We start from the raw sequence: 11577 nt of genomic DNA on the forward strand, positions 1-11577 counted from the left end.
CTTGTATCTGTTTGAAGGTCTCAAGGAGTCTGCGTCAAGTTACTTAGAAGCTACGCAGGTAGAATTACTCAAGCAGGCCTATCAGGTAGCGCGCGATGCTCATGAAGGGCAGATGCGCACGAGTGGCGAACCCTATATTACCCATCCGGTTGCGGTTGCCCGCATCCTGGCCGATATGCGTCTCGACCACGAGACGCTCATGGCCGCCCTGCTGCACGACACCATCGAAGATACCCCTGTCACCAAAGAAGAGCTTTCCGAGCTGTTTGGTGAATCTGTGGGCGAGCTGGTAGAGGGCGTCTCCAAGCTAGACAAGCTTAAGTTCAGAGACAAGAAAGAGGCGCAGGCGGAAAACTTCCGCAAGATGATGATGGCCATGACCCAGGATATCCGGGTGATCCTCATCAAGCTCGCCGACCGCACCCATAACATGCGCACCCTAGGCGCCCTGCGTCCCGACAAGCGTCGTCGCATCGCCCGGGAAACCCTGGAAATTTACGCCCCCATCGCCAACCGTCTGGGTATTCACAATATCAAGACTGAGCTGGAAGACCTGGGCTTTCAGGCCTATTACCCCATGCGCTACCGGGTGCTCAAAGAGGTGGTCAAGTCTGCCCGCGGCAACCGTAAAGAGCTGATCCAGAATATCGAAGGCGCCATCAAGACACGTCTCGAGGACACTGGCCTTCAGGGCACGGTCAAGGGCCGCGAGAAAAACCTCTACTCCATCTACAACAAGATGCGCAACAAGGAACTCCAGTTCCAAGAGGTAATGGATATCTACGCGTTTCGGGTGATCGTCGACTCCATCGACACCTGTTATCGCGTCATGGGCGCCATGCACGGCCTGTATAAGCCACGTCCCGGCCGCTTCAAAGATTATATTGCCATCCCCAAGGCCAACGGCTATCAGTCGCTGCATACCTCGCTATTTGGCCCACACGGCGTGCCGGTGGAGATCCAGATACGTACCGAGGATATGGATCAGATGGCCGACAAGGGGGTTGCAGCCCACTGGCTCTACAAGGGTGCCGGTTCAGCCCAGCAAGGCACCACGACTCAGGTGCGTGCCCGCAAGTGGATGCAGAGCCTGCTGGAGCTGCAACAGAGCGCCAGCACCTCCTTCGAGTTCGTCGAGAACTTTAAGACAGAGCTGTTCCCGGAAGAGATCTATGTCTTTACCCCTGAGGGACGCATTCTCGAGCTGCCTGTGGGCGCCACCGCGGTGGACTTCGCCTACGAGGTGCATACCGACGTGGGCAACACCTGTGTCGGCGCACGGGTCAACCGTCAGGCCTATCCACTGAGTCAGCCGCTGATTTCCGGCCAGACCATAGAAATCATCACCGCCAAAGGCGCGCGCCCCAATGCCGCCTGGCTCAACTTCGTGGTGACGGGTAAGGCACGCGCTAAGATCAGACAGCTACTCAAGAGCCTCAAAGAAGATGATGCCGTACTCCTCGGCAAGCGTCTGCTCAACCACGCCCTGGGCGACATCAAGCTCAAGGATATCCCAGAGGAGCAGATCGATAAGGTGGTGAGTGAGACCAAGCACGCCACGCTCGAAGCCCTGCTGGCCGACATTGGCCTGGGCAACGCCATGAGCATAGTGATCGCCCAGCGTCTCAAGGGCGATCGCGTCGAGCAGCACGAACATAAAGAAGCCAACATGATGCCGATCCGCGGCGCCGAAGGCATGCTGGTCTCCTTCGCCAACTGTTGTCGCCCCATCCCGGGTGATGCGGTTATCGCCCACGTGAGCCCGGGTAAGGGCCTGGTGGTGCATATGGAGAGCTGCGCCAACATCCGTGGCTACCAGGGCGAGCCGGACAAGTATATTCCTGTGCACTGGGATAACGCCGAGGGCGTCGAGTTCCAGGCCAACCTGCGTATCGAGATCGTCAATCACCAGGGTGCGCTAGCCAAGATCACCTCTATCGTGGCCGCCGAGGGCTCGAATATTCATAACCTGAGCACCGAAGAGCGTGACGGCCGGGTATTCTTGATTAACTTACGGATCTCGGTCACCGACCGGGTTCACTTAGCCAACGTGATGCGCCGTATCAGGGTACTGCCGGAAGTGCTGCGCACATCGCGTAATCGTTAGTTCCACCACTATTAACCTAAGTAGAGAGAGCGTTATGGCAGATAAGATCATCATTGCAACCGATAAGGCCCCACAGGCAATCGGCACCTATTCTCAAGCTGTTAAAGTGGGCAGCACAGTCTATCTGTCTGGCCAGATCCCGCTGAATCCAGAGACCATGCAGATGGTCAGCGACGAGTTTGAAGCTCAGGTGGTGCAGGTGTTCGACAACCTGACCGCAGTGTGTGAAGCCGCCGGTGGCAGCCTGAAGGATATCGTTAAGCTGAACATCTTCATGACAGATCTGGCTAACTTCGCCACGGTAAACGAGATAATGGGCCGCTACTTCGAGCAGCCATATCCCGCCCGCGCCGCCATAGGCGTTAAGCAGCTGCCGAAAGACTCCCTGGTCGAGATGGATGGCGTGATGGAGCTGTAATGTAAGCTCAACTTCCAGACCAGAGGGCGCTGCGGCGCCCTTTGTTTTTAACCCTGATAAAGCTAGATCCCATGAGCCCAGAACGCTTCAAACGCATTAACCAAATGCTGGACAACCGCCAGACCGACCTCACTCTCTGCCTGGACAAGGTGCATAAGACCAACAACATCGCCGCAGTGATCCGCACCGCCGATGCCGTGGGCATACATCAAATCCACGCCGTCTGGCCCGACATCGAGATGCGTGTCTCAGGCAACACCGCCTCTGGCAGCCAGCAATGGGTCAAGACCATCAAGCACTATCATATGGATGAGGCCGCCGCCCAGTTCAAGACGGCGGGCATGCAGGTTTTGGCCACCAACTTCTCGGAAGATGCGGTGGATTTTCGCGACATCGACTACACCAAGCCGACTGTGGTGATCATGGGTAACGAGCGCGACGGCGTCAGCAAAGAAGGCCTGGCCATCGCCGATCAGCAGATCATCATTCCCATGATAGGCATGGTGCAGTCCCTCAATGTCTCTGTGGCCTCGGCCCTGGTGATGTACGAGGCCCAGCGTCAACGCGCCCAGGCGGGCATGTATGGCCAGCGCACCCTAGACGACGCCTATTGCCAGACCATGTTGTTCGAGCAGGGCCACCCCGTCTACGCCAAGGCCTGTCGACGCAAGAAGATCCCCTACCCTGCCATCGACGACCAGGGACAAATTGTCGCCGACGAGACCTGGTGGCAGCGTATGCGCGCGCCGGATCCCGACGCCGAGCCAGAAGCCTAAGTTCGCTTGCGGGAAAGCGAAACGCTAGTCTTTCCCCATTCTCCCCGATGCTCGCCTGGCAAAGGATTCCTTCCAAGGCTTTCTTACCAGAGCATGCCTACCAGAGCTTTCCTGCTAAGACTATGACAATTGGCCTTTTATTCCGGCAAAACAATTGTCATAGATCACATTCTTCGCCATACTCAAAGACGCGCATAAAAAGTGGCCAGGCGCTCTCATCGCAGAGAAGGGCCCACTCAATAATGGGGGTTGTTGAGTCTCGCTCCGGCATTGGCCGAGCGAACCAAGTTGCGTCTCCTTTAACACTAAGAATAAATATGGAATGGCAAGATGGACTCACTATTCAAATCACCGGTCGACATGTTGCACCACTGGGTCGAGCAATATGGCGATAGCACCTACCTGAAACAGCCCATAACCGGCCAATACGTTAATTTCAGCTGGCGTGAAGTGCAGCAGAAGATGCAGCAGATCGCCGGCGCCCTGCGTCATCTCGGCCTAGAGCCGGGCGACAAGGTGGCTGTCTTATCGAAGAACTGCGCCGAATGGTTTATTACCGATCTGGCCCTGATGCATGGCGGCTACATCAGCGTGCCCATTTACCCTACGGCCAACGCCGACACCATACGCTACGTGCTGGAGCACAGCGAGTCTAAGGCGATCTTCATCGGCAAGCTGGATTACTGGGCCGATCAGGAGGCCGGGGTAGGTGGTGACATACTGCGTCTGGCTATGCCCTACGACACAATGCCGGCACAATACCAGTGGGATACCCTGCTCAAGCTGGGCCACCCCTTGGTCGAGGCCGAGGCCCCGACACCCGAGCAGATCATGACCATCATCTACACCTCGGGCTCGACCGGTAAGCCAAAGGGGGCGATTCAGACCTTCGCCAGCTATGAGTGGACCTGCCGCGCCGTGGTGCGCGACCTCAAGACAGATGTTGAAGACAGGCTGCTCTCCTATCTGCCGCTGGCCCATATTACCGAGCGCGTCGCCATCGAAGGCTCCTCCTTCTATTCCGGCAGCAGCGTCGCCTTCGTCGAGAGTCTCGACAGCTTCGTCGCCGACGTGCAGCGAGCAAGACCCACAGTCTTCTTCTCAGTGCCCCGTCTATGGAGCCTGTTCCAGAAGAATATCATCGACAAGATTGGCTATACCAAGCTCAACATACTGCTGAAGATCCCCTTCGTCAGCTCACTGGTGAAGAAGAAGATCCATCAGGGGCTGGGGCTCGAACACTGTCACCTGCTCGGTTCGGGATCTGCGCCTATCCCACCTTCGCTGATCGCCTGGTATCACAAGATAGGCCTGAACATCTGTGAAGCCTGGGGCATGACGGAAAACAGCGCCTACTCCATCATCAACCACCCCTTCGACGCCAGCAAGATAGGCACGGTCGGACGCGCGGTAGAAGGCTGTAGCGTCAAACAGGGTGACAACGGCGAATTACTGGTGAAGAGCCCTGGCCTGATGAGCGGCTACTACAAGCAGCCGGAAGTGACCCAGGCCAGCTTCGACGAGGAGGGTTATTTCCGTACCGGCGATCTCTGCTCCATCGACGCCGACGGCTGCGTCTCCATCACGGGCCGGGTCAAAGACAACTTCAAGACCGCCAAGGGCAAGTATGTTGCCCCTGTGCCTATCGAGCGTAAGCTGGCCCAAGATCCCCATGTGGAACTGATCTGCATCATAGGCTCTGGCCTGCCTCATCCTGTGGCTCTAGTGCAGCTCTCCGAAGGTGCCGCCCTGCAGCCCAAGGAAGAAGTGCGCGCCTCTCTCAAGGCAACCCTGGATAGCGTTAACCCTAACCTGGAGTCACATGAAACCGTCGACGCCATCATAGTGGTGAGCGAGCCCTGGGAAGTCGAAAACGACGTGCTGACACCGACTCTGAAGATTAAGCGCCATGTGCTGGAGAAGAGATTCAGTGCCAAGGTCGACGGCCAACGCGGCGGCGTGGTGCGCTGGGAAGACGAGATCTAAATCCAAGCGATAACGCCATGGTCAAGAAAACACGCCATCTGGCGTGTTTTTTATTGCTCTGCCGATAACGAGATAAACAAATTTTAATAGCTCCCCCCTAAATTTTTGTTGCCTAAAATTGTGCAACCTCTATGCTTGGCGCCCCGCTACTGTAGAGAGTCAATCATGTTCACCCCGCTAGCCCTTATCGCTGGTCTGCTCATCCTCATTCTTGGCGCCGAAGCCCTGGTGCGTGGCGCCAGCACGCTGGCCCTTAAACTCGGCGTCACCCCGCTGATCATAGGCCTCACCATAGTCGCCTTCGGCACCAGTGCCCCCGAGCTGGCGGTGAGCCTCAAGTCGGCGCTGGCCGGCAACTCTGGCATTGCCCTGGGCAATGTGGTCGGCTCCAACATCGCCAACATAGGCCTGATCCTCGGCCTGACTGCCCTGGTGCGTCCCATCGGCGTGCAATCTATGATGGTCAAGCGCGACATTCCGCTGATGCTGTTTGCCAGCCTACTCTTCTGGGGGCTGATAAGCGACGGCAGCCTCAGCCAACTTGACGGCGCCCTGCTCGGCTCCATGCTGCTCGTCTATCTGGGGATGAACTACCTGTTCGATAAGCAGCAGGCCGACACCGAGTCGATGGAGCTTAAGCCCCTCGCTCCGTTACTGGCCGTGGTGCTACTGCTACTTGGCATCGCCATGTTAGTCGGCGGCGGCATACTCTTTGTCGACGGTGCCGTGGCCCTCGCCAGACAGTTGGGGATGAGCGAGCTGCTCATCGGCCTGACCATCATAGCCATAGGCACCAGCATGCCAGAGCTGATCACCTCACTGGTGGCAGCAAGACGCGGCGAGAGCGATATCGCCATCGGTAACCTGGTGGGTTCGAACCTGTTTAATATCTTAGGTATCTTAGGGGTCACCGCCCTGATCCACCCCATCACGGCCAGCGTCCCCAAGTTGGATATGCTGGTGATGGTCTCGCTAGCCCTGCTACTTCTCCCCCTAGCCTGGAGTGGCCTGCGTATAGGGCGACGCGAAGGTGCCCTGCTGCTGCTCTGCTACCTCGTCTACCTGGGCTACCTGATCCTCATGTCAGGCGGCTAATCCCTAAAGGGCTATCGACGACAAAACACGCGGCAAGATTGCGTTCATACAGAACTCTGATAGTATATGTATATATTTACAGTGATCTACTCAGACTCTGTTCAAATAGAACGTTAAATCAAATGGGTACAAAGCGTGGATAGACTCGATCTCATGGCTGTGACAGAGTTAAAGGGCGTTGCCGCCAAGATGGCGCAGCGACTGGAAAAACTCGGCATCAATACAGTCCAGGATCTGCTGTTTCACCTGCCACTACGCTACGAAGACCGCACCCAGATCTATCCTATCGCCTCCCTCTATCCCGGTAGCTACGGCACCATAGAGGGCATCATTCAGTCGACCCAGATCGTTCAGGGACGCAAGCGCATGCTCACCTGCACGGTACGCGACGACTCAGGCACCCTGACGCTGCGCTTCTTCAACTTCTCCGCCGCCATGCGTAACGGCCTCGAAGAGGGCGAGCGCATTCGCGCCTACGGCGAGGTGCGCCGGGGCAAGCTCCACCGGGAGATCATCCACCCGGAATATAAGATGCTCCACGGCGAGAGTGACTTTAACCTCAGCGACACCCTGACCCCCATCTATCCGACCACGGAGGGACTCAAGCAGGCCAGCTGGATCCGCTTGACGGATCAGGCCCTGGCGCTGCTGGCCCATGGCGCCCTGACCGAACTATTGCCAGCTCAACTGAGGCCGAATCAGCTCTCATTGGTCGACGCCCTGCAGCTGCTACACAGGCCCCCGAGCGAGGTCAGTCCCTTTGCCCTGGAACAAGGCACACATCCGGCGCAGCAGCGGCTGATCCAGGAGGAACTGCTGGCCCACAACCTGAGCATGTTGCAACTCAGGGCCCGCAGCAATCATGATAAGGCCATCGCGATGCAGCCCACGGGGCAGCTACTCAACCCCTTTCTGGCCTCACTGCCATTTAAGCCCACTGGTGCCCAACAGCGGGTAGTCGCCGATATCACAAACGATCTCGGTAAAGCGCATCCCATGATGCGCCTGGTGCAGGGCGATGTAGGCTCAGGCAAGACGCTAGTGGCGGCCCTGGCCGCGCTGCTGGCCATCGAGAGCGGCTATCAGGTGGCCATGATGGCACCGACGGAGCTGCTCGCCGAGCAACACGCCAACAACTTCGCCGCCTGGTTTGAGCCCCTCGGCCTCAGGGTCGGCTGGCTGGCGGGTAAGCTCAAGGGCAAGGCAAGAGCGCAGTCGCTGGAACAGATTAAGAGCGGCGAGGCCCATATCGTCATCGGTACCCACGCCATCTTTCAGGAACAGGTCGAGTTCAACCGTCTGGCACTGATCATCATAGATGAGCAACACAGGTTCGGGGTGCATCAGCGCCTGGGTCTCAGGGAGAAAGGGATCATCCAGGGCTTCCATCCACACCAGCTGATCATGACGGCAACGCCCATCCCCCGCACTCTGGCGATGACCGCCTATGCAGATCTCGATACCTCTATCATCGACGAGCTGCCGCCTGGGCGCACGCCGGTGACCACAGTCGCCATCTCAGACAATCGCCGCGGTGAGGTGATCGATCGCGTGCGCCAGGCCGCACTGCAAGATGGGCGTCAGGCCTACTGGGTCTGTACCCTGATCGAAGAGTCCGAGGTGCTGGAATGTCAGGCCGCCGAAGACACGGCCGAGGAGCTTAAGCAGCTGCTGCCCGAGCTGTCCATCGGCCTGGTACATGGCCGCATGAAGCCCGCCGAGAAACAGGCAATCATGGATGCCTTCAAGGCCGGCAGCATACAACTATTGGTGGCCACCACAGTGATCGAGGTGGGAGTCGATGTGCCCAATGCCAGCCTGATGATCATCGAAAATCCCGAGCGTCTGGGTCTGGCCCAGCTGCATCAGCTGCGGGGACGTGTTGGCCGAGGCGCCGTGGCCAGCCACTGTGTGCTGCTCTACAAGGCGCCGCTCTCTCACACCGCCACCCAGCGCCTGGGCGTGCTTAGAGACAGCAACGACGGCTTCGTTATCGCCCAGAAAGATCTTGAGATCCGCGGGCCGGGTGAGGTCTTAGGCACTAAGCAGACAGGCATCGCCGACATGAAGATAGCGGACTTAGTGCGGGATCAGGCCCTCATCCCACACATCCAGAAACTGGCCCAACATGTGATGCAAGAGGTGCCGGAAAATGTTGACGCCATAGTGCTGCGTTGGTTAGGGGAGCGCCAGCAATACGTGCAAGCTTGAGCCAACAATTAAATATTCTTTATTTGATTCACCGAGACTAGACAAGCCCGGTGAATTTTGCAGAATGGAAAGAGGCCTCTGTGGTCACAGGGCTTATTCCAGCCACAATTCAAGGAAATCTCATGCAAGTCAGTCAAGAAGATAGAATTGCCCCACAGACAAGGCGCAGCGGGATCAATGCGCTCAGCATTGCCGTGGTGATCATATTAGTGTTACTCGCCGCTGGCGCCTACTATTTCCTGGGCAGAGACGAGCCCGCGCCCGAGCCTGAATTGCCAGCCCCAATCACCCTGCCGGAGCCTGAGCCGGAGCAGCCCTTGCCAACCGATGCCGCCTTGCCCGAGCCCGAAATCCCGGCGCCCGAGCCTGAGGCACAGGTAGAAGAAGCACCTGCCGAGAAAGTTGAGAGCCTGCCAGCACTGGGCGAAAGCGATCAATATGTCCACGACAAGACTGTCGAAGTCGCTAACGGCATGAAGATAGAACCTCTGCTGGTCGAGAAAGATATCGTCAGACACTTCGTGGTGTTCGTCGACAACCTGGCCCAGGGTGAGCTGGCCCGTAAGGTAAGCCCCCTCAAGGCGCCCAACAGCAAGTTTACCGTCTCCGAGGTGACCAACAAGACCTACCTCAACCCCGACAGTTACCATAGGTATGATCTCTATGCGAACTTCGTCGATAACCTGGACGAGGAGCAGCTGCTTAGCACCTATGAAAAGGTGAAGCCTCTGCTGGGTGAGGCCTTCGCCGAGCTGGGCTACCCCGACATGAATTTCGATGACCGTATGGTAGAGGCGATCGACGTCATGCTATCCGCTCCCGTCATCGACGCGCCGATCGAGCTAGACAGCGTCAGCGTAAACTATAAGTTTGTCGACCCTCAGCTCGAGAGCCTGCCCAACGCCCAGAAGCTGATGATCCGCATGGGGCCGGAAAACAGCAAGAAGGTCAAGGCCGCCCTGCGTAAACTCAAGAAGCAGCTCAAACAGTCATAACCCCCAGGTCGCCCACCTCCCCGTGGGCGACCTCCTACCTCCTACCTCCTACCTCCTCAGTTCACACTATCTAGCAACAGCTTAATCACATATTTATGTCACCCGTCAAAGGGTGTACAATAGCCGCCCCACAAATACACCTTGTGGCTAAGTATCTGGTTATGGAAAACATCAGCAAGACGCTGTATTTAGAGGCAAAGTAGTGCGGTTACACTTTCACATTCATTCTGCGGGCGCCTGGTCTCCCCTATACCAGTGCTTAAGCGATTGGCAAACATGGCCAACACAGCCAGCAGATGCCGAGCAACTCGCTCAGGCCGCCCCGGCACTAAAGCAAGTGCCCGCCATGCAGCGGCGACGCTTTAGCAAGCTCACCAAGATGCTGCTGGATGTCGCCTTTCAGTGTGACGCGCCCTCACAATGCCGTACCATCTTCGCCTCTCGCCACGGCGAACTTAACCGCACAGTGGATCTGCTACAGGACATAGTGCGTCAGCAGCCCATTTCGCCCATAGGTTTTAGCCAGTCGGTGCATAACACCGCCAGCGGCCTCTTCAGCATACTGACAGGTAACCGCGCGCCTTCGACCTCGATTGCCGCCGGTGAGGCTACCCTCACTCAGGCCTTTATTGAGGCCTATGGCCAACTGACGGAAAATAACGCGCCGCTGCTATTGGTCTTTGGTGACGAGCCCGTATCAGATATTTATAAGGAATTTACCCAGGAACCCGAGCTGCCGATCGCCATCGCGCTGCAGTTATCTCTTTGCGAGGAGCAGGTTTCAGGCACTCAGCTGATCATAGAGACCCAGCCAGAATCAGCCCAATTAGCGACGGCTCAGCCTCTGGGTTATGGCCAGTTTATCCACGCCATCGCCACCCAACAGGCGCTCGAAGGGCGCCTCAGTCAATACCTGGTGCGGATCTGTCATGACTAGTCAGGTTGTCGCCAAACGCCTGACCGGCATAGCCTATATTCCTCGCTGGCTCGGCGGGGTGAGCTGCTATATCGCCTTCGGTTTAGGGGGACTGCTTAGCTCACTCACCATATTGCCCGTGCTGAGGTTCTGGCCCGGCAGTCAGCAGGTACGCATCGCCCGGGTACAGCGCGCGGTGCACCTGATGTTTCGCGGCTTCGTACATATGCTCACCTGGGCCGGAGTAATTCGGGTAACCAGCCAAGATCTCCACCGACTGGAAAATGCCCAGGGCAAGGTGATCATTGCCAACCATCCAACTCTGGTAGACGTGGTGGTACTGATCAGCCTGATGCCCAATGTCGGCTGTATCGTTAAGCAGGGACTATGGCGCAACCCCTTCCTGCGAGGCGTGGTCTCCTGCGCCGGTTATATTCCCAATCGTGGCGCCGACCTCCTGCTTAAGGATTGCAGCGAAGTGCTGGCCCAAGGCACTAACATGATCATCTTTCCCGAGGGCACACGTACCGTTAAGGGCGAGATAGTCAACGAATTTGCAAGGGGCGCTGCCAATATCGCCCTGCGCACAGACACAGATCTGATCCCAGTGGTTTTAAGAACCAATGCCGTCGGCCTGACCAAGCAGGAACCCTGGTATGAGATACCTCGCCAAACCATAGGCATGAATGTCGAAGTAGGCGAAACTATCGAGCATATCAGGTATCATGCTCAAACGGGTGGAGACGCCAAGATGGCCCGTCAGTTGACGCGGGATCTCGAAGAATATTATAAACAACAACTTGATAAAAATTATGAGCTTACAAAACGAAATTAAACAACTCATCATAGATTGCCTGGACCTCGAAGATGTCAGCATCGACGACATAGATACCGATGCGCCGCTCTTTGGCGACGGTCTGGGACTGGACTCTATCGATGCGCTTGAGCTGGGACTGGCCATCAAGAAGCAGTTCGATGTCAAAATCGAAGCCAACTCGGAAGCCACCAAGGCCCATTTCTACAGTGTTGCCAGCCTGGCAAGCTTTATCGAATCTCAGCGCGGTTAGGAGGCA

Annotated in this window: 10 protein-coding genes; all 10 read left to right on the forward strand. The window is 57.1% G+C overall.

The genetic code is table 11. The features are described 5' to 3' along the window. Nucleotide 1 precedes the first annotated feature (1 nt). The 10 genes from spoT (at nt 2) to GNT65_RS14990 (ending at nt 11571) form a co-directional block, all read left to right on the forward strand. Nucleotides 2-2107 (forward strand): bifunctional GTP diphosphokinase/guanosine-3',5'-bis pyrophosphate 3'-pyrophosphohydrolase, encoded by a 2106-nt coding sequence (gene spoT, locus GNT65_RS14945; protein WP_160797600.1) that lies wholly within the window; start codon nt 2-4, stop codon nt 2105-2107. A 34-nt stretch (nt 2108-2141) separates the two neighbouring features. Beyond that, entirely contained in the window at nt 2142-2525 is a 384-nt protein-coding gene (locus GNT65_RS14950) for a RidA family protein (RefSeq protein ID WP_160797602.1), read from the forward strand. Between the two features lie 71 nt (nt 2526-2596). Beyond that, nucleotides 2597-3301 carry a tRNA (guanosine(18)-2'-O)-methyltransferase TrmH gene (gene trmH, locus GNT65_RS14955; protein WP_160797604.1) on the forward strand — a complete coding sequence of 235 codons (705 nt, stop codon included), beginning with the start codon at nt 2597-2599 and terminating at the stop codon, nt 3299-3301. Between the two features lie 330 nt (nt 3302-3631). Next, nucleotides 3632-5287, forward strand: coding sequence for an AMP-binding protein (locus GNT65_RS14960; RefSeq protein WP_160797606.1), 1656 nt, complete (start codon nt 3632-3634; stop codon nt 5285-5287). A gap of 165 nt (nt 5288-5452) precedes the next feature. Then, complete coding sequence (locus GNT65_RS14965; protein ID WP_160797608.1) at nt 5453-6382, forward strand: calcium/sodium antiporter; 930 nt, start codon at nt 5453-5455, stop codon at nt 6380-6382. A 135-nt stretch (nt 6383-6517) separates the two neighbouring features. Next, nucleotides 6518-8593, forward strand: coding sequence for an ATP-dependent DNA helicase RecG (gene recG / locus GNT65_RS14970; RefSeq protein WP_160797610.1), 2076 nt, complete (start codon nt 6518-6520; stop codon nt 8591-8593). 122 nt (nt 8594-8715) lie between these two features. Further along, complete coding sequence (locus GNT65_RS14975) at nt 8716-9588, forward strand: DUF3014 domain-containing protein (RefSeq protein ID WP_160797612.1); 873 nt, start codon at nt 8716-8718, stop codon at nt 9586-9588. A gap of 202 nt (nt 9589-9790) precedes the next feature. Further along, nucleotides 9791-10525 (forward strand): beta-ketoacyl synthase chain length factor, encoded by a 735-nt coding sequence (locus tag GNT65_RS14980; RefSeq protein WP_160797614.1) that lies wholly within the window; start codon nt 9791-9793, stop codon nt 10523-10525. After that, on the forward strand, nt 10518-11339 hold the full coding sequence (locus GNT65_RS14985; RefSeq protein ID WP_160797616.1) for a lysophospholipid acyltransferase family protein: 822 nt from the start codon (nt 10518-10520) through the stop codon (nt 11337-11339). The genes GNT65_RS14980 and GNT65_RS14985 overlap by 8 nt, the downstream gene beginning before the upstream one ends. Continuing rightward, nucleotides 11317-11571 carry a phosphopantetheine-binding protein gene (locus tag GNT65_RS14990; protein ID WP_011867306.1) on the forward strand — a complete coding sequence of 85 codons (255 nt, stop codon included), beginning with the start codon at nt 11317-11319 and terminating at the stop codon, nt 11569-11571. Before GNT65_RS14985 ends, GNT65_RS14990 begins: the two co-directional genes overlap by 23 nt. Nucleotides 11572-11577 lie beyond the last annotated feature (6 nt).

It is taken from the genome of Shewanella insulae (genome assembly GCF_009831655.1).
In the GTDB taxonomy this organism is placed as follows: domain Bacteria; phylum Pseudomonadota; class Gammaproteobacteria; order Enterobacterales; family Shewanellaceae; genus Shewanella; species Shewanella insulae.

Coding starts and splice junctions, on each gene's coding strand:
- trmH (WP_160797604.1), top strand. CDS start 2,597: ATGAGCCCAGAACGCTTCAAACGCATTAACCAAATGCTGGACAACCGC.
- GNT65_RS14990 (WP_011867306.1), top strand. CDS start 11,317: ATGAGCTTACAAAACGAAATTAAACAACTCATCATAGATTGCCTGGAC.
- GNT65_RS14975 (WP_160797612.1), top strand. CDS start 8,716: ATGCAAGTCAGTCAAGAAGATAGAATTGCCCCACAGACAAGGCGCAGC.
- GNT65_RS14960 (WP_160797606.1), top strand. CDS start 3,632: ATGGACTCACTATTCAAATCACCGGTCGACATGTTGCACCACTGGGTC.
- GNT65_RS14985 (WP_160797616.1), top strand. CDS start 10,518: ATGACTAGTCAGGTTGTCGCCAAACGCCTGACCGGCATAGCCTATATT.
- GNT65_RS14965 (WP_160797608.1), top strand. CDS start 5,453: ATGTTCACCCCGCTAGCCCTTATCGCTGGTCTGCTCATCCTCATTCTT.
- GNT65_RS14950 (WP_160797602.1), top strand. CDS start 2,142: ATGGCAGATAAGATCATCATTGCAACCGATAAGGCCCCACAGGCAATC.